General features: G+C 69.8%; 19 protein-coding genes and 2 tRNA genes. 5 read left to right on the top strand and 16 right to left on the bottom strand.

What is annotated here, in order from left to right; genetic code table 11:
• Positions 1–94: 94 nt before the first annotated feature.
• Positions 95–1,354 (top strand): folylpolyglutamate synthase/dihydrofolate synthase family protein, encoded by a 1,260-nt coding sequence (locus HNR10_RS23555; protein ID WP_179827072.1) that lies wholly within the window; start codon positions 95–97, stop codon positions 1,352–1,354.
• A gap of 73 nt (positions 1,355–1,427) precedes the next feature.
• Here the strand turns inward: HNR10_RS23555 and HNR10_RS23550 are convergent, their stop codons facing one another.
• The 3 genes from HNR10_RS23550 to HNR10_RS23540 all read right to left on the bottom strand — a co-directional run bounded on the left by HNR10_RS23550 (position 1,428) and on the right by HNR10_RS23540 (position 5,961).
• Positions 1,428–2,858: an LVIVD repeat-containing protein gene (locus HNR10_RS23550; protein ID WP_179827069.1), complete on the bottom strand. Its 1,431-nt coding sequence runs from the start codon at positions 2,856–2,858 to the stop codon at positions 1,428–1,430.
• A 153-nt stretch (positions 2,859–3,011) separates the two neighbouring features.
• Positions 3,012–4,421 carry an LVIVD repeat-containing protein gene (locus tag HNR10_RS23545; protein ID WP_179827066.1) on the bottom strand — a complete coding sequence of 470 codons (1,410 nt, stop codon included), beginning with the start codon at positions 4,419–4,421 and terminating at the stop codon, positions 3,012–3,014.
• Between the two features lie 190 nt (positions 4,422–4,611).
• Positions 4,612–5,961: an LVIVD repeat-containing protein gene (locus tag HNR10_RS23540; protein WP_179827064.1), complete on the bottom strand. Its 1,350-nt coding sequence runs from the start codon at positions 5,959–5,961 to the stop codon at positions 4,612–4,614.
• Between the two features lie 254 nt (positions 5,962–6,215).
• On the opposite strand from HNR10_RS23540, the gene HNR10_RS23535 reads away from it, so the two are divergent.
• On the top strand, positions 6,216–6,923 hold the full coding sequence (locus HNR10_RS23535) for a DUF305 domain-containing protein (protein WP_179827062.1): 708 nt from the start codon (positions 6,216–6,218) through the stop codon (positions 6,921–6,923).
• 511 nt (positions 6,924–7,434) lie between these two features.
• On the opposite strand, the gene clpX is transcribed toward HNR10_RS23535, so the two are convergent.
• The 5 genes from clpX to HNR10_RS23510 all read right to left on the bottom strand — a co-directional run bounded on the left by clpX (position 7,435) and on the right by HNR10_RS23510 (position 12,274).
• A complete protein-coding gene (gene clpX, locus HNR10_RS23530; protein ID WP_179827060.1) occupies positions 7,435–8,709 on the bottom strand; it encodes an ATP-dependent Clp protease ATP-binding subunit ClpX in 1,275 nt (424 codons plus the stop codon).
• 277 nt (positions 8,710–8,986) lie between these two features.
• Entirely contained in the window at positions 8,987–9,643 is a 657-nt protein-coding gene (locus HNR10_RS23525; RefSeq protein ID WP_053616488.1) for an ATP-dependent Clp protease proteolytic subunit, read from the bottom strand.
• A 76-nt stretch (positions 9,644–9,719) separates the two neighbouring features.
• Positions 9,720–10,244 carry a ClpP family protease gene (locus HNR10_RS23520; protein ID WP_233570764.1) on the bottom strand — a complete coding sequence of 175 codons (525 nt, stop codon included), beginning with the start codon at positions 10,242–10,244 and terminating at the stop codon, positions 9,720–9,722.
• 298 nt (positions 10,245–10,542) lie between these two features.
• Positions 10,543–11,967, bottom strand: coding sequence for a trigger factor (tig, locus tag HNR10_RS23515; RefSeq protein WP_179827059.1), 1,425 nt, complete (start codon positions 11,965–11,967; stop codon positions 10,543–10,545).
• 232 nt (positions 11,968–12,199) lie between these two features.
• Positions 12,200–12,274, bottom strand: a tRNA-Pro gene (locus HNR10_RS23510).
• A gap of 106 nt (positions 12,275–12,380) precedes the next feature.
• Between HNR10_RS23510 and HNR10_RS23505 the strand changes: the two genes are divergently transcribed.
• The 3 genes from HNR10_RS23505 to HNR10_RS23495 all read left to right on the top strand — a co-directional run bounded on the left by HNR10_RS23505 (position 12,381) and on the right by HNR10_RS23495 (position 15,457).
• Positions 12,381–12,451 (top strand) — tRNA-Gly (locus tag HNR10_RS23505).
• Between the two features lie 482 nt (positions 12,452–12,933).
• Positions 12,934–13,437: an adenylyltransferase/cytidyltransferase family protein gene (locus tag HNR10_RS23500; RefSeq protein ID WP_179827056.1), complete on the top strand. Its 504-nt coding sequence runs from the start codon at positions 12,934–12,936 to the stop codon at positions 13,435–13,437.
• 139 nt (positions 13,438–13,576) lie between these two features.
• Positions 13,577–15,457, top strand: a complete 1,881-nt coding sequence (locus tag HNR10_RS23495) for an ABC transporter ATP-binding protein (RefSeq protein WP_179827054.1) — start codon at positions 13,577–13,579, stop codon at positions 15,455–15,457.
• Positions 15,458–15,569: 112 nt separating this feature from the next.
• Here the strand turns inward: HNR10_RS23495 and HNR10_RS23490 are convergent, their stop codons facing one another.
• From HNR10_RS23490 to HNR10_RS23455, 8 genes are all read right to left on the bottom strand, one after another.
• Positions 15,570–16,205: a (2Fe-2S) ferredoxin domain-containing protein gene (locus tag HNR10_RS23490; RefSeq protein WP_312889397.1), complete on the bottom strand. Its 636-nt coding sequence runs from the start codon at positions 16,203–16,205 to the stop codon at positions 15,570–15,572.
• A gap of 166 nt (positions 16,206–16,371) precedes the next feature.
• On the bottom strand, positions 16,372–16,572 hold the full coding sequence (locus tag HNR10_RS23485) for an Rv0909 family putative TA system antitoxin (protein WP_179827050.1): 201 nt from the start codon (positions 16,570–16,572) through the stop codon (positions 16,372–16,374).
• A 96-nt stretch (positions 16,573–16,668) separates the two neighbouring features.
• Entirely contained in the window at positions 16,669–18,012 is a 1,344-nt protein-coding gene (gene mgtE, locus HNR10_RS23480) for a magnesium transporter (protein ID WP_179827048.1), read from the bottom strand.
• Positions 18,013–18,352: 340 nt separating this feature from the next.
• Positions 18,353–19,456, bottom strand: coding sequence for a PP2C family protein-serine/threonine phosphatase (locus HNR10_RS23475; protein WP_179827046.1), 1,104 nt, complete (start codon positions 19,454–19,456; stop codon positions 18,353–18,355).
• A 630-nt stretch (positions 19,457–20,086) separates the two neighbouring features.
• Positions 20,087–20,554, bottom strand: coding sequence for a ribose-5-phosphate isomerase (locus HNR10_RS23470; protein ID WP_179827044.1), 468 nt, complete (start codon positions 20,552–20,554; stop codon positions 20,087–20,089).
• 137 nt (positions 20,555–20,691) lie between these two features.
• A complete protein-coding gene (locus HNR10_RS23465; protein ID WP_179827042.1) occupies positions 20,692–20,838 on the bottom strand; it encodes a hypothetical protein in 147 nt (48 codons plus the stop codon).
• A gap of 150 nt (positions 20,839–20,988) precedes the next feature.
• On the bottom strand, positions 20,989–22,410 hold the full coding sequence (locus HNR10_RS23460; protein WP_179827040.1) for an aldehyde dehydrogenase family protein: 1,422 nt from the start codon (positions 22,408–22,410) through the stop codon (positions 20,989–20,991).
• A gap of 114 nt (positions 22,411–22,524) precedes the next feature.
• Positions 22,525–22,683 carry a hypothetical protein gene (locus HNR10_RS23455; RefSeq protein WP_179827038.1) on the bottom strand — a complete coding sequence of 53 codons (159 nt, stop codon included), beginning with the start codon at positions 22,681–22,683 and terminating at the stop codon, positions 22,525–22,527.
• Positions 22,684–22,712: the final 29 nt, after the last annotated feature.

Below are 22,712 nucleotides of genomic sequence, written 5' to 3'. Positions count from 1 at the left end.
GGGTGTACACCCGCGCCAGTGTACGCGCCCCCACCTGCGCCCGGGCTCGGATGCGGAGTGCGGGGACGGAAATCGCAGAGACCATACTTGGACTATGCGATTCCTTGACCCCTTCTTCTGCGAGTGGGCGGACCGGCGCCCCGGGCAGACCCGCAGCCTGGACCGCGCCGCCGCCCTCATGCGCGCCCTCGACCTGGATCCGGACGCCCTGCCGGTCCTGGGCGTGGTCGGGTCCAAGGGCAAGGGCAGCACCGCCACCTACGCCGCCGCCGCGCTGGGCGCCGCCGGGTTGCGGACCGTTCTGGCCACCGGGCCGAGCTTCCGCTCCTACCGCGAGCGCGTCCGTGTGGACGGCACGTCGGTGACCGACGAGGAGATGGACGCGCTGGGCGAGCGGATCGACCGGGCCCGCCGCCGGCTGCCGTCGGTACGCGAGACCGGCGGCCACCTGGCTCCGAGCGGGCTGTTCCTGATCGCGGGGCTGTTGCGGGCGCACGACGTGGGCGCCGACGTGTGCGTGCTGGAGGCCGGCGCGGGCGGACACCGCGACGAACTCCGCCTCATCGGGCCGGACGTGGTGGCGATGAGCACGGTCTTCGGCGAGCACCTGGGGGTGCTGGGCGACACGATTCCCGAGATCGCCCGGGAGAAGGCCCGCGTCGCCGGACCGCGCACGCGGGCGCTGGTCACGCTGCCGCAGACCGCCGAGGTGAGCGAGGCCATGGCCGAGGCGCTGGCCCAGGCCACCGACGGGCGCGTGGTGGCCGAGACCGTCGACCCGGCCGTGCCCGGGACCGAACCGCCGCCGGAGCTGCGCCCGCCCGGCCTGTCGACGGCCTCGGGGGTGCTGGGCACGGCGGCGGCGCTGCGCGCGCTGGACGTCCTGGGCCGCCCCCGCCCCTCCGCCGAGCGCCTGCACGAGGTGCTGGCGACCGTGCGCCTGCCCGCCCGGCTGTCCCGCCACCCCGTGCCGGGAAGCCCGTCGGCGGAGGTCGTGGTGGACTCGGCGATCAACGGCGCCGGGGTCGCGGCGGCGCTGGAGCACGCCCGGGGGCTGTGGGGCGGGGTCGACCACGTGCTGCTGTGCCTGCCCGACCACAAGGACGTGTCCGGGGTCGTGGAGTCGCTGGGCGGACTTCCGGTGACCACCGTGGTCCTGCCGGAGGCCCACCTGCGGTTCGAGCGGACTCTGCCCGGCCACTGGGGGACCATGGCGGCCGAGGACCTGTCCCCCGCCGTCCTGGCCGGGTTGGGGCGCCGGGTGCTGGCGCTGGGCACGGTGTACTTCACCGGCCGCGTCCTGGAGGCCGTCCGGGCCCCGACCGACCGGCTCTTCGAGCTCGCGAACGGCTGAGCCCGGAGGGGCCGCCCGACACGGCGAAGGGGCCGGAGGCGACGCCTCCGGCCCCTCACGGGCGCGTCACCGGTCAGTCGCGGCCGTGGCCCCGCCCTGGCCGGTAGCTGGGCTGGGACTGCGGGTTGAACTCGTCCATGTGGACCTGTTCGGCCGCGCGCAGGCGCGGGTCCTCCAGGCGCAGGACGTCGATGCCCCGCTCGATGTCGGAGGAGAACACGTAGCCGTTGTAGTAGTAGGTCGACCAGGTGTCGTTGTCCTGCACACCGTCCTCGACACGGGAGTCCATGTCGAAGTAGCCGATCTCCTTCGGGTCGGTCGGGTCGTTGAAGTCGATCACCGAGATGCCGCCCTGGTACCAGGACTGCACGAAGTAGTCACGGCCGGGCACCGGGATCAGCGAGCCGTTGTGCGCCACGCAGATCTGGTCGCCCTGGTGGCGCTCGATCTTGAAGTAGCTGGCGAACTCCATGCTCGGGCCGTCCTCGCCGTCACCGATCGTGTAGATCGCGTCGGCGCCGCGCTCGGGTCCGATCTCCTCGGTGCAGGTGGGGGCGCCACCGCCGCCGAGCTCGTCGGTGAACATGACCGTGTCGGCGTTGTTGGTGAAGGTCGCCGAGTGCCAGAACGCGAAGTTCGGGTCCTGGATCCGCTCGGTGACGACCGGGTTCACGGGGTCGGAGATGTCCATCAGGACGCCGTCGCCCATACAGGCGCCGGCCGCGATGTCCTTCTCCGCGTACACGGTGATGTCGTGGCAGCCCTGCGTCGGCAGGAGCAGGTTGTCCTGGTCGTGGTTGCCGCCGTCCGGGAACATGACCGGCTCGTTGACGACCGCCGCGTCCTCCGGGGAGTCGTGCGGCACCTCGATGATCGAGATGCTGTCGTGCGGCGGCTGGCAGTTCGGGAAGTTCGACGAGGGCGAGTACGAGGACACGTAGAGCAGGTCGCTCTCGCCGTCCTTGCTCGGGACGAGCGTGTTGGTGTGCGAACCGCAGTCGGTGCGCACCGCGGACACGTACTCCGGAGCGGTCTTGTCCGAGATGTCGAAGACACGGATGCCCTCGAACCCGTTCGGGTCCGAGGTGGGCACGGCGGGCGCCCCGCAGTCCTCGTTCGCGCGCGCGTAGTCGACGGAGAAGTACAGCAGGTCCCCGCTGACCGACACGTCGCCCTGGCCGCCCGGGCAGACCACCTCGGAGACGATCTCGGGCTGCTCCGGCTCGGAGATGTCGTAGATGACGAAGCCGTCGTAGTTGCCGCCGATGGCGTAGTCACCCGTGAACGCGAGGTCCGAGTTGACGCTGCTCACGGCTTCGGGCTTGGGCACGTTGGTCACGTGCGTGACGTTGTCGCTGGAGATGTCGTCCGCGGGCGGGACGGTGTCGGCGGACGCGGCGCCCGGACCGAGCAGTCCGGCCGCCAGGGTGGCCGCCGCCGCGAGGGCCACGGCGGTCGACCGCCGCCGTCCTGCGCGCGGCGCGCGGAAGGGGGAAGGGGGCATGGGCACTCCTGTGTGCGTTGGGGGTGGTGAACGCATCGGGGCCACGGCGTGGTCAGGGCCGTGGCCCCCCTCCCTCCACCCGGCGCGCGGCCGGGCGGATCAGAGTCGGATGCCCCGGCCGCCGTGGGGTGCGGCGGCCGGAGCGTGCGCCGGCTAGTTGCGGCCGTGGCCCCGCCCGGGCCGGTAGCTGGGCTGGGACTGCGGGTTGAACTCGTCCATGTGGACCTGTTCGGCCACGCGCAGGCGCGGGTCCTCCAGGCGCAGGACGTCCAGGCCCCGGGTGATGTCGGAGGAGTAGACGTAGCCGTTGTAGTAGTAGGCCGACCAGGAGCCGCCGATGACCAGGTTGTCCTCGTCGACGGGATCGCGGTCGAAGTGGCCGATCTCGGTGGCGTTCGACGGGTCGTTGAAGTCGAGCACGGACACGCCGCCCTGGTACCAGGACTGGATGAAGAAGTTGCGGCCCGGAACCGGGATCAGCGAGCCGTTGTGCGCCACGCAGTTCTCGGTCTCGGACTGCACCCGCGGGATCTTGAAGTAGCCCTCGAAGCCCAGCTCGGGCTCGGCGTCGCTGCCGCCGATGTCGTAGATGGCGTCGGCACCGCGCTCGGGGCCGTACTCGCCGGTGCAGATGGCCCCGCCACCGCCGCCGAGCTCATCGGTGAACATGACCGTGTCGGCGTTGTTGGTGAAGGTCGCCGAGTGCCAGAACGCGAAGTTCGGGTCGCGGACGACGTCGGTCACCACCGGGTGCGCCGGGTCGGAGATGTCCATCAGGATGCCGTCGCCCATGCAGGCGCCGGCCGCGATGCCCTTCTCCGGGTAGGCCGTGATGTCGTGGCAGCCGGCGGTGCCGCTGTTGCCGCCCTCGGGGAAGAGCACCGGCTCCTCCACGATCGCCGCCGAGGCCGGGTCGTCGACGGGGATCTCGATGACCGAGATCTTGTCGTGCGGCGGCTGGCAGTTCGGGAAGTTCGACGAGGGCGAGTAGGAGGAGACGTAGACGTAGTCGTACTCGCCGTCCGGGCCCGGGACGAGCGTGTTGGTGTGCGAACCGCAGTCGGTGCGCACCGCCGTCACGTACTCCGGAGCGGTCTTGTCCGAGATGTCGAAGACACGGATGCCCTCGAACCCGTTCGGGTCCGAGGTGGGCACGGCGGGCGCCCCGCAGTCCTCGTTCGCGCGCGCGTAGTCGACGGAGAAGTACAGCAGGTCCCCGCTGACCGACACGTCGCCCTGGCCGCCGGGGCACAGGACCTCGGAGACGATCTCGGGCTGCTCCGGCTCGGAGATGTCGTAGATGACGAAGCCGTTGTAGTTGCCGCCGATGGCGTAGTCGCCCGTGAACGCGAGGTCGGAGTTGAAGCTGTCGCCCATCGCCTCGGTCTTGGGGATGTTGGCGACGTGCGTGACGTTGTCACTGGTCTCGGCGTCGCTGACGAAGTCGTCGGCGGCGGCCGCTGAGGGGGCCAGGAGACCGACGAGAAGGGCTGCGGCGCCAGTGAGGGCGAACGCGGCTCCACGTCTCCGTCGGGCCCGGGGGGAGATGGGGGATGACGCCATGTGTACTCCTGATGCAGTTTGGAGCGAAGCAGGAAGAACGTACACAATTCAACATCAATATGTATAGGGGGAGACGAAAGAAACATGGCAGTTAACACGCTGCCGCCCTGACCTGATCCGACTACACACCGTGCCTAGGGTGGCGGGTCTCCCCCGTGGCGGGACGGGCCGTCAGCGCGCCGCGGCGCCGTCACTCCGGCGACACGACGGGCTGCGACTGGGGGTTGAACTCCGTCATGACGACCCCTTCGGCCGCCGCCAGCCGGGGGTCGGTGAGCCTGAGCACGTCGAGGCCGTGTCGGATGTCCGACGAGTAGACGTGGCCGTTGTAGTAGTACGCCGACCACGACCCGGCCGTGGCCAGGTGCGCGGGATCCCAGGGGCCGCGGTCGAAGTGGCCGATCTCCCGGGGAGCGGCCGGATCGCCCAGGTCGATGACGGAGACTCCGCCCTGGTACCAGGACTGCACGAAGTAGTCATGGCCGGGAACGGGAATCAGTGACCCATTGTGGGCCACACAGTTCTCCGTTTCGGCCTGATGACGGGGCAGTTTGTAGTAGCTCCGAAAGTCGAGTTTCGGCAGGTCCGCGTCCTGGTCCAGCGCGTAGACCGCGTCGGCGCCGCGTTCGGGCCCGATCTCCACCGAACAGGTCGCCGCGCTGCCGCCGCCGAGCTCGTCGGTGAAGACCACGTGCCGGGCGTCGTTGGTGAACGTGGCCGAGTGCCAGAACGCGAAGTTGGCGTCGCGCACCCGCTCGACCACCACGGGGGCCACCGGGTCGGTGATGTCCAGCAGTAGGCCGTCGCCCAGGCAGGCCGCGGCAGCCACGCCGCGCTCGGGATAGGCGGTGATGTCGTGGCAGCCCGTGGTGCTCGCCTCTCCCCCGTCGGGGAAGAACACGGGCTCGGCGACCACCGCGGCCTGCTCGGGCGCGTCGTGCGGCACCTCGACGACCGAGATCCTGTCGTGCGGCGGCCGGCAGTGCGGGAACTTCTCCGAGGGCGAGTACGAGGACACGTAGACCACGTCGCTCGTCCCGTCGGCGCCGGGAACCAGCGTGTTGGTGTGCGAACCGCAGTCGGTGCGCACCGCCGCCACGTACTCCGGGGCCGACTTGTCCGAGATGTCGAAGACGCGGAGGCCCTCGAACCCGTCGGGGTCGCTGGGCGCGACCGCGGGCGCACCGCACTCGTCGCTCGCACGCGGGTAGTCCACGGAGAAGTACAACAGGTCGCCACTCACGGACACGTCGCCCTGGCCGCCGGGACAGACCACCTCGGACACGATCTCGGGCCGCTCCGGCTCGGAGATGTCGTAGACGACGAAGCCGCCGTAGTTGCCGCCGATTACATGGTCGCCCGTGAACGCGAGGTCGGAGTTGAACGTGTCGGTCAGCGCCTCGGGCTTGGGCATGTTCGCCACATGCTCCACCCCACCCTCGGTGAGCTCTCCGGCCCACGCCGACGGCGCCCCGACACCCCCCGCCGTGAGGCACAGCACTACACCAGCGGCACCCCAGCGCCCGTCGAGCGACACCATCGCCCACCTCCGCGAAACACCCAATGCAATCACTTGATCACACATAGTTGTTTCCCTCGCAGACCAGGCGAAACTCCAACACCGGACATCCCAGGCGAAACAGCCATGAACACGAGGAGTCACGAACGGGTGAACGAATCAGCGCCAACACGCACCCGGGGCTGGACAAAGCACCCATGGAGTGAGTAGAAATCCGGCAGGGTGTCGCGTCCACTCGGCACCGCGGACCCCCACCCCCACCCTGGAGGACATTCGTGCGACGCCTGGCACTCGCGGCCGGAACCGCCCTCGTACTGCTCGGAGCCTCGGCGTGCACCGGCGCCGAGGAACCGGTGTCGGGCAACGTCATCGCGCCCGGCGCCCCGGGCGAGTCCGCCTCCCCCGCCACCGCCGAACAGATCGCCGCCCTCGCCGAGGAGCAGGGCCACAACGAAGCCGACGTGTTCTACCTGGTGAACATGATCGAGCACCACCGGCAGGCGCTGGAGATGACCGACCTGGTCGCGGAGCGCTACGAGCGCGACGGGATCGAGCGCATCGCCGACCGCATCTCCGCGGCGCAGGGCCCCGAGATCACCGCCATGGAGAGCTGGCTGGAGGAGAACGTCTTCGGTCCGGCCAGGGAGAACGAGGCCCACCAGAACTTCTGCGGCCTGGAGGGCGACGGCACCCACCACGACGAGAGCGGTGACGTCCCGACCTGCCAGTTGGAGGTCGACCACGACGACATGCCGGGCATGGCCACCGAAGAGGAGCTGGACGACCTGGCCGCCGCCGAGGGCGACGCGTTCGACCAGCTCTTCGTGGAGCTCATGACGACCCACCACGAGGGCGCCGTCACCATGGCCGAGGAGGTCCTCGAAGAGGGCAAGGACCACACGGTGCTGCGGATGGCCAACGACGTCATCGCCGAGCAGAACGCCGACATCAGCCGCATGGCCGAGGTCCTCGAAGAGGAGTAGTCGCAACCCACCCCCGGGGACACCGCGTGCCCCCGGTCTCGCGAAGAGACCCACCTCCACCCCGGAGGCCGAGCGACAGGCCGATCAGGCCCGCCTCAGCCCCAAGGGGTGAGAGGCAGGCCGGTCAAGGCCGCCTCAGCCCCAGGGGGTCGAACGTGCACGAAAGCGGCCCACCTTCACCCCATGTGGCGAGAGGCAGCCCGATCCAGCCGGCCTCAGTCCGAAGGGGTGGGAGCCGCACGAAAACGGCCTACCCCAGCCCGAGGGGGTTGGGGTAGGCCGTTCAGCTATGCGGAGCCACAGGGGATCTATCCGGGCCAAAGCAGGAAGAACCGCGCCGCAGGCGTCCGTTGAGGGCGGTGGCGAGCGACGGCGTGGGCACGAGCGGAGGCCCAAAGAAAGCAGGGAGTGAGGGCGCCGACGGGTCCTGGAGTGGCTGGAGGTGGATCCCCGAGGAACGAGGGGGTACACCGGAAGCCGCGAAGGCCCCGTCTAAAGGGCGCCCGAGCGCCTACGCCGACCGCTCCTGGTGGTCCTCCTCCAGCTGGGCGCGCGGGACGATCGTGGGATTCACGTTGTCGATCACCGTCTCCCGCGTAATGATCACCTGACCCACATCCTCACGCGAGGGCACCTCGTACATCACCGACAACAACACCTCCTCGATGATCGCCCGCAACCCACGAGCACCCGTCCCCCGAATGATCCCCTGCTCAGCGATCGCCTCCAACGCATCCGACGTGAACTCCAACTCCACGCCGTCCAACTCGAACAACCGCTGATACTGCTTCACCAGAGCATTCCGCGGACGCGTCAGAATCTCCACCAACGCCCGACGATCCAGATCATGCACACTCGTGATCACCGGCAACCGACCGATGAACTCCGGAATCATCCCGAACTTCAACAGGTCCTCCGGCATCACCTCACCGAACAACGCCGACTCCGCCACCTCGGACTTGGGACGCAACACCGCGTTGAACCCCATCCCCTGACGACCCGCACGCGACTCGATCAACTTCTCCAGACCCGCGAACGCACCACCACAGATGAACAACACATTCGTCGTGTCGATCTGGATGAACTCCTGATGCGGATGCTTACGACCACCCTGCGGCGGCACCGACGCCGTCGTCCCCTCCAGGATCTTCAACAGCGCCTGCTGCACACCCTCACCCGACACATCACGCGTGATCGAGGGATTCTCACTCTTACGCGCGACCTTGTCGACCTCATCGATGTAGATGATCCCCGTCTCGGCCTTCTTCACGTCATAATCGGCCGCCTGGATCAACTTCAACAGGATGTTCTCCACATCCTCACCGACATACCCCGCCTCGGTCAGCGCCGTCGCGTCCGCGATCGCGAACGGAACATTCAGAATCCGCGCCAGCGTCTGCGCCAACAACGTCTTCCCCGACCCCGTCGGCCCCAACAGCAAAATGTTGGACTTGGCGATCTCCACACCCTCGTCGCCCGGCCGGTCACCCTCCGAACGCACACGCTTGTAGTGGTTGTACACCGCCACCGACAGCGCCTTCTTCGCCTGGTCCTGACCGATCACGTACGAGTCCAGGAACTCATAGATCTCACGCGGCTTCGGCAGACTGTCCCACGCCAGATCGGTGGAGTCGGCCAGCTCTTCCTCGATGATCTCGTTGCAGAGGTCGATGCACTCATCGCAGATGTACACGCCGGGGCCGGCGATGAGCTTTTTCACCTGCTTCTGGCTCTTACCGCAGAATGAGCACTTCAGCAGGTCCCCGCCGTCGCCGATGCGTGCCACCCAGCCACTCCTCAAAACTAAGGCCGCCCCGTCGGTCCCGCTCGCGCGAGCCGTCCGGAAGTCGAGCTCCCGAACCCGTCCACGACCCGGGCCACGGACGAGGCGATCTGTGTGTCGCTTCCGCCAGACTAAGCGAAAAACCGGACCGGCTTCGCCACTGGGCTGTCCCAGCCGGATCGAGGACCGGCCCGGTCGGTGTTCCTACCGCCGGGCCCCGGGCCCGGCGGCGCTCCCCCGCCGAGACGGGAGAGGCCGCTGGACCAGGGGTGACGCGCGCCTACTTGAGGGACGCCTTGCGGTACGGCAGAACGAAGTCGATGATGCCGTAGTCCTTGGCTTCCTCGGCGGTGAGGATCTTGTCGCGCTCGATGTCCTGGGACACCTGCTCGGGGGTGCGCCCGGTGTGGTGCGCCAGCGTGGTCTCCAGCTGCGTCCGGATCCGGGTGATCTCGTTGGCCTGGATCTCGATGTCGCTGGCCTGTCCGTGCATGCCCTCCGTGGCGGGCTGGTGGATCAGGATGCGGGCGTTGGGCAGCGCACCGCGCTTGCCCTTGGTGCCGCCCGCGAGCAGGATCGCGGCCGCCGAGGCGGCCTGCCCGATGCACACGGTCTGGATGTCGGGACGCACGAACTGCATCGTGTCGTAGATCGCCATCAGCGAGGTGAAGGATCCGCCCGGCGAGTTGATGTACATCTGGATGTCCCGCTCGGAGTCGAGCTGCTCAAGGGTGATGAGCTGGGCCATCAGGTCGTTCGCCGAGGTGTCGTCGATCTGCACGCCGACGAAGATGATCCGCTCCTCGAAGAGCTTGTTGTACGGATTCATCTCCTTGACGCCGTACGACGTACGCTCCACGTAGGACGGCAGGACGTAGCGGCTCTGGGGAGCCATCGAGGCCGCGCCGCCGATGAGACTGGGATTGAACTCGGTCATTTCACGCCTTCCACGCACTGCGCCGATCCATGGACTGGGTCACGCGGGGTCTGTCTGGGTCCACTCAGCCGGCCGTTCAGATGGCGACGTCGAGGGTGCCCTCGAGGACCTCGTCGATCATTCCGTAGTCCTTGGCCGCCTGGGCCGTGAACCAGCGGTCCCGGTCGGCGTCCTTCTCGATCTGCTCGACGGCCTGCCCGGTGTGCTCGGAGATCTTCTCGATGAACATCTTCTTCACGTACATGAGCTGGTCGGCCAGGATCCGGATGTCGGAGGCCGTGCCCCCGATGCCACCGGAGGGCTGGTGCATCATGACGCGGGTGTGCGGCAGCGCGTAGCGCTTGCCGGGGGCACCGGCGCACAGGAGCATCTGGCCCATGGACGCGGCCATACCGATACCGACGGTACGCACGTCGTTGGGGATGTACTGCATGACGTCGTAGATCGCCATGCCTGCGGTCACGGACCCACCAGGCGAGTTGATGTACATCGTGATGTCTCGCTGGCGGTCCTCGGCGGACAGCAGCAGAAGCTCACCAACCAGGCGGTTGGCGATGTCGTCGTCGACCTGCTGGCCGAGGAATACGATTCGCTGGCGCAACAGGCGCTGAGGCGTCTGCTCAATAAAAGGGGAAATCTGCGTCTCCGACGTACGTGCGTCGAATCGCGGGGACTCATCAAAGGTCGGCGGCACTCTCGTCACCTGCTCCGGAATCGAAACGGTTGCGATACAGCGACACTAACGCCGACGAGCACCGTGCTCGCACCGATCGCGTCCCTGTTCGCTTTGAGCGCAGGGTCGGCAAGACCCCGCGTGGGCTTTCCTCTGCCGGCGAACACGGCGGGCCCCGCCCGACCAGGGGTCGGACGGGGCCCGTACGCGTCGCGAGGCGCCGTGCCTACTTGGCGGACTCGTCCTCGTCGGACTTGTCCTCGGCCGCCTCGGCGGCAGCAGTGGCGTCGACGGCCTCGGTGGCGGTCTCGACGGCCTCGTCGGTGCCCTCGGCCTCGGCCGCGGCGGTCTCCTGCTCGACGACGTTGCCGTCCTCGTCGGTGACCTTCGCACCGGCCAGCACCAGGTCCATGGCCTTACCGCGGACGACCTCGGTGAAGGCGACGCGGATCTGGTTGGACTCGACCAGGTGCTGGGCCAGCTGGTCCGGGCTCACACCCATGCGCTGGGCCTGCTCGAACACGTACTGGCTGAGCTCGCCCTGGTCGGCGCTCAGGTCCTCCTGGATGGCCAGCTGGTCGAGGATGAAGCCGGCCTTGACCGCGGAGCGGGCCCCGCTGGTCAGCTCCTCCTCGAACTCCTCCTCCGTCTTCTCCTGCGACTCGAGGTAGGCCTCCTTGGTCAGCCCGCCCTGGGCGAGCTGCTGCTCCAGGCTCTGGCGGCGACGGGTGATCTCCTCGTCGACGACGGAGTCCGGCAGCGGGATGTCCACGGACTCGATGAGCTTCTCCAACGCCTTGTCACGGGCCGCGGAGAGCTGCTGGAGGCGACGGACCTCGGTCATGCGCTTGCGCACGTCGTCGCGCAGCTCGTCGATCGTGTCGAACTCGCTGGCCAACTGGGCGAACTCGTCGTCCAGCTCGGGGAGCTCCTTGACCTTCACGCTGTGCACGGTGACGGTGACGTCCGCCTCCTTGCCCTCGTGCTCACCCCCGACGAGGGTGGTCTTGAAGGTGGCCTCGCCGCCCGACTCCATGCCGCGCAGGGTCTCGTCGAGGCCCTCCAACATGGTGTTGGTGCCGACCTCGTAGGAGTAGCCGCTGACCGCGACGTCCTCGAGCTTCTCACCGTCGATGGCGGCGGAGAGGTCGATCGACAGGTGGTCGCCGTCCTCGATCGGGCGGTCGACGCCCACAAGGGTGGAGAAGCGCTCGCGCAGCGTGCCGACCTGCTCGTCGACCTGCTCGTCGGTGACCTCGGCGTTGTCGACGGTCACCTCGATGCCCTTGTAGTCCGAGACCTCGAACTTGGGGCGGATGTCGACCTCGGCCGTGAAGGCGAGTTCGTCGTTGTCCTCCAGCTTGGTGACCTCGACGTCGGGCTGGCCGAGCGCGAAGAGCTCCTCCTTCTGGATGGCTTCGTTGTAGAGCTCCGGAACGGCGTGGTTCACGGCTTCGCTGATCACCGCGCCGCGGCCCACGTAGCGGTCGATCAGCCGCGCCGGCGCCTTGCCCGGGCGGAAGCCCTTGATCCGAACCTGCTTGGCGAGAGACTTGTAGGTCTCGTCGAAAGCGTGCTCGAGCTCATCGAAGGGCACCTCGATGGTCAGCTTGACCCGGGTCGGGCTGAGCTCCTCGACATCGGTCTTCACGGGGCGGTACTCCTAGGTTTGCCGGCTGGTGTCCGCGTCGGCCCGCAGGCGCACCACACACAACGGCGCATGCACGCACGCACCCCGGCCAGTCTGATGACCACGTTCAACCTGGGGTGCCCTGCGACGGGCTGGGACTTACAGTTTCCTGCTGATCGCACCAAGTCTAGGGCAGATACGCAGGGGGCCACGGCGCACGGCCCAAGGCCGCTGCCGCGGATGCTCGCTGTCGTCGGGGTGGCGGGATTCGAACCCGCGGCCTCATGCTCCCAAAGCATGCGCGCTAACCAAGCTGCGCTACACCCCGTACACGGAAAGGTCGCACATCCAATGTGCGACCGCCGCCAGGACACTGTACTGTGGTCTCCGTCGGCCCCACGAGTCTAGAGGAAACTCGAAGCTCCCGGGCCCACGCGGGCGTAGTTCAATGGTAGAACTCCAGCCTTCCAAGCTGGCCATGCGAGTTCGATTCTCGTCGCCCGCTCCGCTCGAAGCGAGCCGTGTGCTGTCGCACCGGCTCGCTTCGCCGCTTTCACCGGGGGACGACCCCCACACCCCCGAACCGCTCGAAGCGAACCGCGTACCACCGCACCGGCTCGCTTCGCCGCTTTCACCGGGGGACGACCCCCACACCCCCGAACCGCTCGAAGCGAACCGCGTACCACCGCACCGGCTCGCTTCGCCGCTTTCACCGGGGGACGACCCCCACACCCCCGAACCGCTCGAAGCGAACCGCGTACCACCGCACCGGCTCGCTTCGCTTTTTTCTGTGGGGACCGCCCCCACCGAGGCCGCCTCCCGGAATGCCCTCGGTGACATACCTCACCCGACTCCGCTGCCGGGCCGACGCCCCGCATCGCCCCCGGGCCGTGGAATAGCCGGTACCAACCGGTACGTTGACCTTGCGGGTGACCCGTCGGCGCGACCGGGCACGGGCACCCTGGAGCATGTCGAAACGGGGCTACTTTGACGGACACCAACGCGGCGGACGACGTGGTCACCCCTCTGAGCGCGCAGTGGTTCGAGCGACCGACCTCACTCGAACCGCCGGTCATCGTCACCGGGGTCTTCGACGTCCTGCACGTCGGACACGTCCGGTTCCTGCGCGCCATCGCCGAGCGCGGCCTGCCTCTGGTGGTGGGGATCGAGTCCGACGAGCGCGTCCGTGCCTGGAAGGGGCCCGGCCGCCCGGTGAACCCCGCCGAGGAGCGTGCCGAGACGATCGCCGCCCTGGGCTGCGTCAGCGGCGCCTTCACCATCGAGGGGCCGCCCTCCGTCGCCGACTGGGCCGCCTACGCCGAACTCCTGCGCCCCTTCGCCCCCGCCGCGCTGGCCTTCACCGCCGGAGACCGCTACACGCAGGCCAAGATCCTCGGAGCCGACGCCCTCGGCGCACGCGCCTGGGAGCTGCCCTTCACGCCGGGCCGCTCCACCACCGCGGCGCTGGGCCGCCTCGCCACCTCGTTGTAGCGCCCTCCGGCGACCGCACGGCCCCGGGCCGGCGGCCACCCGCCCCCTGGTCCGCGACGCCCTCCCCACGGGGGAAGCGGCGCGCACGGACCTGTGTTGTCCCCTTCGTGGCGAACGAGCGAGAAGAACGAGGCCGTCCATGATGTCAGGCAGGCCCTCCTACCGGGCCCTGGTCAACGACGGGAGCGCCAAGGGGCAGTCACTGCCGCCCGGGCTCACCCGCCGCATCATCTCCTACGCCCGCCCCCACTGGCGGACGATCCTGCTGTTCCTGCTGGTGACGGCGGTCAGCTCGGCGATCGTGGTCGCCAACCCCCTGCTGCTCAAGGCCATCATCGACCGCGGCATCCTCACCGGGAACACGTCCCTGGTCGTGTGGCTGGCCGTGGCGGCGGCGGGGCTCGCGGTGCTGGAGGGCGTGCTGTCGCTGCTCAGCCGGTGGCTGTCGGCACGGATCGGCGAGGGCGTCATCTACCTTCTGCGCACGCAGGTGTTCACGCACGTCCAGCGCATGCCGCTGTCGTTCTTCACCCGCACCCAGACCGGCTCGCTGATCAGCCGGCTCAACACCGACGTCGTGGGCGCCCAGCGGGCGATCACGTCCGTCCTGCAGTCGGTGGTCTCCAACCTCATCAGCGCCACCGCGGTGATCATCACCATGCTGGCGCTGTCGTGGCAGGTCACCCTGATCGCGCTGGCCCTGGTCCCGCTCTTCCTCGTGCCCGCCAAGCTGATCGGCCGCCGTCTCGCGCACATCTCCCGCGAGGCCATGGACAACAACGCGGACATGAGCTCGCTGATGACCGAGCGCTTCAACGTCGGCGGAGCGATGCTGGTCAAGCTCTACGGCCGCCCCGCCGAGGAGTCCGAGGCGTTCGCGCGCCGGGCCGGCCGCGTGCGCGACCTGGGCGTGCGCCAGGCGATCTACGGATCTCTGCTGTTCTCCCTGCTCGGGCTCATCACCGCCCTGGCGATGGCCATGGTCTACGGCGTCGGCGGCGTGCTGGCCATCGGGGGCGCCTTCGAGGTCGGCACGCTGGTGGCGCTCACCACGCTCATGGCCCGCCTGTACGGCCCGGTGACGACGCTCTCGAACGTGCACGTGGAGATCATGACCGCCCTGGTCTCCTTCGACCGGGTCTTCGAGGTCCTGGACCTGGAGCCGCGGATCAAGGAGAGCCCGAACGCGCGCACCCTGCCGGACGGGCCGCTGAGCGTGCGCTTCGACCACGTCTCGTTCCGCTACCCGGGCGCGAGCGAGGCGTCGGTCGCCTCGCTCGAACTGACCCCGCAGGCACAGACGGACGACGACACCCAGGTCCTGAGCGGGGTGGACTTCACCGCCGAACCCGGCACGATGGTGGCGCTCGTCGGCCCCTCCGGGGCGGGCAAGACCACGCTGACCCACCTGGTGTCGCGGCTGTACGACCCCACCGACGGGGTGGTGCGGGTCGGCGGGATCGACCTGCGCGAGGCCACCGGGGACTCCCTGCGCGACCGGGTCGGCGTGGTGACGCAGGACGCCCAGCTCTTCCACGACACCGTCGGCGCCAACCTGCGCTACGCGCGGCCGGAGGCCACCGACGCCGAGATGGAGGAGGTTCTGCGGATGGCCCGCCTGGGCCCGCTCCTGGAGCGGCTGCCCGACGGCCTGGACACGATGGTCGGCGACCGCGGCTACCGCCTGTCCGGCGGCGAGAAGCAGCGGCTGGCCATCGCGCGGCTGCTGCTGAAGGCGCCGTCGGTCGTCGTGCTGGACGAGGCGACCGCCCACCTGGACTCGGAGTCGGAGGCGGCGGTGCAGGAGGCCCTGGCCGCGGCTCTGGAGGGGCGCACGTCGCTGGTCATCGCCCACCGGCTGGCCACCGTGCGCGAGGCCGACCAGATCCTGGTGCTGGAGGACGGCCGCGTGCTCGAACGCGGCACGCACGACGAACTGCTGACGCGCGGCGGGCTGTACACGGCGCTGTACCGGACGCAGTTCGCACCGCAGCGACGTGAGGGAGCGCACGAGTCGTGAGCCGGACCGGAGCCGGGACCGGCCGTCGGACGGACGGCTGATCCTGGGCCGACCGGCACGAGCCCACCGAGGTGAGCCACTGCGACGAGGGGGCGGCGCCGACGAGCCGCCCCTACTTCTTGCCCGCCTTGCCGGACTTCTTCTTGCGCTTCTTGTCCTTCTCGCGCTTCTTGTCCTTCTTGCGCTTCTTGGCGTCCTTGCCGGGCTTCTTCTCGGCGTCCTTGCCGGACTTCTTCCTGTCCGCATCCGGCCCCGGTCCCGCCTCGTCGTCCTGCTTCGCGGCCTTTCCGGCGGCCTTGCGCTCGGCCTTCTCGCGCTCCTTGCGCCGCTCCTTCTTTGCGGACTTGGAGTGCTTGGGCTTCTTGCGCTTCTTCGGCTTCTTGGCGTCCTTGGACGTGACGTGGTCGGCCAGTACGGCGGGGAGGGGGGCCAGGCCGGGGCCGCCCTCGAAGATCCAGTCGTCGATGGCCTCGACCAGCTTGTCCTCCGTCACCTGGCCGAGCCAGACCGGGCGACCGCCCGCCGCCCGGCCCTCCTGCGAGGGCTGGACGACGACCACGTTGGACTGGAAGCAGATGCCGAGGCACTTGCTGGTGCGGACCGGAACGGTGCGCCCCGAGTGGTCGTCGATGGTGCTCAGGCGGGCGAGTTGGGCCTTGTGGTCGACGCCGGGGACCTTCTTCCTGGTCCCGCAGCAACAGCCACGGCAGACGGTCAACTGACACGGGCGCCCGTCGACTGCGTTCACACCCACCCCCATCCTGACATTAGGTACGCCTTACCTCATCAGGGTAGCTTTCGTCCGCAGCGCTCTGACCAGCGGGTCCGCACACCCCCACACCCCCGCACACAAGAGACGGGGACCACCGGCCGGGCCGTGGCCTCGGCGGTGGTCCCCGACAGGTCAGGGACGACTATTCCTTCTTGTCTTCCTGGGCCCGCTTGCGCAGGTACTCCGTCGCGGCTCCGGCTCCCTTGTCGATCTTGTCGTCGTGGGCGCCCCCCGTGGCCTTCTTCGCTGCCTCGGCGGCCTTGCCGACTGCGCCCTGGACCTTTTCGGCGTTGTCGTCGACAGCCTTCTTGATCCTGTTGAACGCGCCTCCGGTACCGGACATGGAACCCCCCTCAGATCCATCCTGACCTGTTCCCCCGATACCCGCCCCACCGCACGTTCATGCCCGGGACGCCGTATCGACACCCCGCGCGCGGGGTCAGATGCCGAGGACCAGCCGCGCGATCGAGAAGTAGATCAACAGCCCCGTGGCGTCCACCAGCGTCGCCACCATCGGTGAGGAGACCACCGCCGGGTCCACCCCGACCTTGCGCGCCAGCAGGGGCATGGACGAGCCGATGATCGCCGCCCAGGTGCAGATGGCGATCACCGAGCACGCCACCACCAGGCCGATGTCGAACCCGACGAGCAGCACGCCGATCGTGAGCGCGATGCCCGCCAGCATCACGCCCAGGAGCAGACCGACCCGGCCCTCCTTCCAGATGACCGAGGGCAGGTCGCGCACGCGCACCTCGCCGACGGCCAGGGCGCGCACGATCGCCGTGGCCGACTGCGCTCCGACGTTGCCGCCGGTGCCGACGAGCATCGGCACGAACAGCGCCAGCGCCGTGACCTCCTCCAGGGTGGCCTCGTAGACCTGCATGACGTTGACCGTCAGCGTGGCCGCGACGATGAGCAGCATCAGCCACACCGAGCGCGCCCCCACCAGCCGCAGCACGCTCACGGACACGTAGTGCTCACCGACCGGGCTGGCACCCGACTGACGGGCCATGTCCTCGGAGTCGGCCGCCTCGATGACCTCCAGGGCGTCGTCGAACGTGAACACGCCGACGAAGCGCTCCTCGGAGTCCACCACCGGCAGGGACACCAGGTTGGCCTCCTGGATGAGGCGGGCGGCGTCCTCGACCGGTTCGGTCGCCCGCGCGCGGGGGGCCAGGACGTCCACGAGGTCCTTCAGCAACTCCTCGTCGTCACTGATGACCAGGTCGCTGAGGGTGATGGTGCCGACGAGGCGGCGGCCGTCGCTGACCACCGGGAGCGTGTAGATCGTCTCGGCGTCGGCCCCCCTGGCACGGACGACCTCCAGGGCACGGCCCACCGTGAGGTCCCGGTGCAGGATGACCGTCTCCGGCGTCATGTAGCGGCCGACCGAGTCCTCGGGGTAGCCGAGGAGGGCGGCGGTCATCTTGCGTTCGGCGGGGCTCAGCCCGGCCAGCGCGCGCGTGGCGATCTTCGCGGGCGCCTCGCCGAGGAGGCGGGCCCGGTCGTCGGGGTCCATCTCCTCCAGGAGTTCGTGGAAGGCGGTGTCGCGCAGGCCCAACAGGATCTCCTGTTGCAGGCCGGAGTCGAGTTCCTCGAAGACCTCCAGTTCGCGGTCCTTGTCCAGGAGCCGGAAGGGGACCATGACGGAACGATCGGTCATGCGGGAGAGCTCGTCGGCGATCTCGTGGGGTCTGTGCTCGGCCAACCAGAGCCTGATCCCGGTCAGATCGTTCTGCTCGACCAGATCGATGAGTTCTTCAGCGCGCTCGCCGTCTGACATGCGAAGCACCCCCTCGCGTCTCCAGGGCCCGGCGGGCACGCGCCCACCGAACCGCGACATCCTGGAAGGACCGGACCTCGACGCGGTCCGGTTGCCGGCCCCGTCGCCGCTGGTGTGGTGTGCCGTACGTGCGTCGACGCCGAGGGGCGCAGGGGGCGGGCACGGCGATCCGGGGACGGTGCACGGACGACCCGCCGTGCTGGGGCCGGGGAACATGTCGACCCTACCGCCACAGCCGACACCGGGGCCCACGCAGGGGCCGCGTGGCGCCGTCCACGGCGTGAACGCCGGGCGCCGCGCAGGTGGACCGGAGCGGCCCGGGGCGGACCGGGTGGGCGGGTCAGTCCCGCCACAGGACGACGAGCGCGCAGTCGTCGTTCTTGTCCTTGCTCAGGGTGTCCACGACCGCGCCCGCGCCGCTGCTGAACCCGCGGGCGACCATGGTGTCCGCGGCGCCCAGGAGGCGGTCGATCCCGGCGTCCAGGTCCTCGCCCGGGGTCTCGATGAGGCCGTCGGTGCAGAGGAGGATGGCGTCGCCGGGCCGCAGCTTGCCCTGGACCGAGGTGTAGGTCATCTCCGGGATGACTCCGAGCACGACGCCCTTGGCCTCGCTCGTGGACCACTGCCCGGCGCCGCTGTCGTACTGCAGCGCGGGCGGGTGGCCGGCCGAGGCGATCTCGTAGGCGCCGGAGTCCAGGTCCACGCTCAGGTGGACCGCGGTGACGAAGCCCTCGCCGCCGCTGTTGCGCATGAGGTAGTCGTTGCAGTGCGCGAGGAAGTCGCGGGTGGGAACGGCTCCGATGAGCCCGCTGAAGGCGCCGGACAGCAGCAGCGCCCGCGTCCCGGCGTCCACGCCCTTGCCCGAGACGTCCACGACGGCCACGTCCAGCCGGTTCTCGCGCCGGATGGACACCACGAAGTCGCCGCCGAAGGACGATCCGCCCGCCTGCCGCAGGACCGCGGTGCGGCCCCAGCCCCGGGGCAGTTCGGGCAGCCGGCCCTGGTGGCGCAGGCGGTCGCGCAGGTCGAGCAGCATCATCTCGCCGCTCAGCCCCTGGACACCCAGGCGTTCGCGCACCCCGGACAACAGGTAGGACAGCACCGCGGTCACCCCGATGGTGACCAGCAGGCCGGGGCCGACCTGGCCGAAGTCGAGCATGTAGGCCACGAACAGCAGGACCGCCGCCACCACGACCAGCAGGGCCGCCAGGCTCTTGCGCTTGAGCAGCAGGCCGCCGGCCAGCACGGTGAGGATGGTGGAGCTGGGCGGGAACCAGCCGCTGGGGCCCCACACGGCACCGATACCGACGCCCACGGCGAGGGTGACCAGCGTGATGAGGACGAGTCGGTAGCGGAACAACACCTTGCGCCGGAGCACCGCGACGAGCCGCTGCGTGGTCGATCGCAGGAGTCGGGTGGTCTTGGCGGTGGGTGTCGGCTTCATGAGTCCTCTGGCCTAGGCACGCCCGCTCACCAGCGGGGGTCGGTTCTCGGTCGGCTCGCGGCGGCGCGGTCGGGGGTGGCCACGGCCAGGTCGGTACCGGGGCTGGTCGGGCGGGCCGGCGGCTGCGCGGGGTCGGTCCCGGTGGCTGTGTCGGTACGGGACGGCGGCGCTGCCGTGCCACGGGCGTCGAGGGCCCGCCGCTGTGCACGAACTGTAGCGCGGCGACCGCCGGCGAAGCACGCGCCACCAGCGGAGTTATCCCCCATAACCCCGGTTATCGGGTCAGCCGATAACCGGTTGTGCGGAGTCGGGCACGCACTCCGCACGAGGAGGTCCCGTGCGGGTCCCCCACCCTTCTCTCGGACATCCCTCCCGAACGCCTCCCCGCGCCCGGACGGACCCGGAAAGGATCCGGCCCCGTACGTCATGGGCGTGTCGCCCCGACACGCCCAGGCTCAGGGTCTCACACCGGCCGGTCCGGAACCAGTGGCCGTCGTCACCTGTGCGTGGAACCGCTCCCGCGCGCCGGAGCCGTGGTCAGCGCCGTGCCCGTCGACGAGAACGCGCCCCCGCCGGCGGTGCCGGACAGGGGCGCGGAGCGGACGTGGTGGGTTTCGGGGCGCGGGGTCCCTAGGGAAGGGGCGGGAGCTCGCCGGTGCTCTCGTAGTCGGAGAGCATCGTGATGCGGCGGGTGTGCCGCTCCTCGTCGCTGTAGGGCGTGGCGAGGAAGATCTCCACGAACCGGGTCGCCTCCTCCAGGGAGTGCATCCGGCCGCCGACGCCGAGCACGTTGGCGTCGTTGTGCTCGCGCGCCAGGCGCGCGGTGTCCTCGCTCCAGGCCAGAGCGGCCCGGACGCCCCTGACCTTGTTCGCGGCGATCTGCTCGCCGTTGCCGGAGCCGCCGATGACGACGCCCAGCGCACCCGGGTCGGCCGCGACGGCCTCGGCGGCGCGCAGGACGAACGGGGGGTAGTCGTCGACGGCGTCGAAGACGGCCGGTCCCTTGTCGACGACCTCGTGGCCGCGCTCCTTCAGCCAGGAGACGAGGTGTTCTTTGAGCTCGAAGCCCGCATGATCTGATCCAAGGTAAACACGCACGTCACCAGTGTGGCAGGTGTCCGGGCCGAGGAGCGCGCCGCCCCGCCCGCCCGTCGCCCCGTCGCGCTGTTGTCCACGACGAAGCCCCGCCCGGTCCGGTGGGACGGGGCGGGGCTCGATGCTCTGGGCGGGCCGGGTCAGGCGGAACCGGCGGCGGCCGCGACGCTCAGACCGAGGGCGGCGAACAGGGCCATCGACGCGACGGCGATCACGTTGTACATCACGATCGACTTGATGTCCTTGCCGAGAGGACCTGCCTTGGAGACCGCGGGCTTGTTGCTCAACTCACACCTCGATTGGGTTCGACCAGGGGCTACCGGTCCGAATTTTTCCACACCGCACAACGCGCTTCCCACCGGGGCCGATTCCGGCGCGGGCCCGCCGAGGGCCGTGACTCCGCGCACACCGTACGGCGGCGCGGAGCCCGGCCGGGGTCAGAGCTGGAGGGACTTGAGCTCGCAGAACTCGTCGAGCCCGTGCAGGCCCCACTCGCGGCCCACGCCGGAGCGCTTGTAGCCGCCGAAGGGAGCGCGCGGGTTGAGCGCACCGCCGTTGACCTCGATCTGGCCCGCCCGCAGGCGCCGGGCCACGGCCAGGGCGCGATCGGCGTCCTGGGACCACACCGCGGCGTTGAGGCCGTAGACCGTGTCGTTGGCGATGGCCACGGCCTCCTCCTCGGTGTCGTACGGGATCAGGGCCAGGACCGGGCCGAAGATCTCCTCCTGCGCGATGCGCATGTCGTTGCGCACGTCGGCGAAGACCGTCGGCCGGACGAAGTACCCGCTCTCGCGGCCCTCGACCGGCTCGGCGCCGCCGGTGACCAGGCGGGCGCCCTCCTCCACGCCCAGGCGCACGTACGCGCGGACCTTGTCGAGCTGGGCCGCCGAGACCAGCGGCCCCATCCGGGTGGACTCGTCGGCCGGATCCCCGGGGACGTACTTCCTCGCTGCGGCGGCGGCCAGCGCGACCGCCTCCTCGTAGGAGTCCCGGTGGACGAGCATGCGGGTGAGCGCGTTGCAGCTCTGTCCGGTGTTGCGCATGACGTCGGCCACGCCGCGCTTGACGGCCTGGGCGAGGTCGGCGTCGGGCAGCACCACGTTCGGCGACTTGCCGCCCAGCTCCAGGGCGACCTTCTTGACCGTCTCCGCGGCGACCTGGCTGACCCGGGTCCCGGCCCGTGTGGAGCCGGTGAAGGAGACCATGGCCACGTCCGGGTGCGCGGCGATGGCCTCGCCCACGACCGGGCCGGTGCCCGACACCAGGTTGAACACGCCGGCGGGCAGGCCGGCGTCGTGCAGGACCTCGGCGAGCGCGTAGGCGCTGAGCGGGGCGATCTCGCTGGGCTTGAGCACCACGGTGTTGCCCGCGAGCATCGCCGGGACGACCTTGAGCACGATCTGGTGCAGCGGGTAGTTCCACGGGGTGATGGCGCCGACCACGCCGATCGGCTCGCGCACGATCAGCGAGGTGCCCTGCCGCTCGCCCTCGAAGTAGCGCTCACCGGCCTCCTCGACGAGGTCGATGAAGGTCTGGAACATCAGCGAGGGCAGGCCGGCCTGCACCTTGCGCGCGAACACGGCCGGCGCGCCCATGTCGCGGGTCAGGATCTCGGCGATGTCGCCGATCCGGGCGTTGTACAGCTCCAGGGCCTTGGCCAGGTGGGTGACGCGCTGGCCGGGTGTGAGCGCCGACCAGGCCGGGAGGGCCGCCGCCGCGGCCCGCACCGCCGCGTCGACGTCCTCGGTGGCTCCGGCCGGAACGGAGTCGATGACCTGCTCGGTCGCCGGGTTGACCACGTCCAGGGCCTCGTCGGAGGCGGAGTCCGTCCAGGCGCCGTCGATGTAGAGGGATCGCATGGACCCACTGTCCCAGAACGCCGTTCGGAAAAGAACAGGGCGCCCCGCACCCGCGGACCGGGAGGCAGGGGACCGGTGGTTCCACCGATCCCCGGCCTCGCGCGCCCGGACCGCTCAGCCCCAGTGCGGGGGCCGGTCCGCGTTCAACCGGTCGGTGTCGTCGCGCTCGGCGTCCTCGCCCCAGCCGACCGACCGCTCGTCGCTGGTGGTGTCGGGCAGGACGTCGAGGTCGTCCAGGAACGGGTTCGGACGGCGGTCCTTCGGTCCGGGCATGGCCGGTTCCTTTCGTTCACGCGGCGGTC

The sequence above is a fragment of the Nocardiopsis aegyptia genome, assembly GCF_013410755.1.
Taxonomy (GTDB): domain Bacteria; phylum Actinomycetota; class Actinomycetes; order Streptosporangiales; family Streptosporangiaceae; genus Nocardiopsis; species Nocardiopsis aegyptia.
This window is presented reverse-complemented; position numbering and strand designations above follow the sequence as displayed.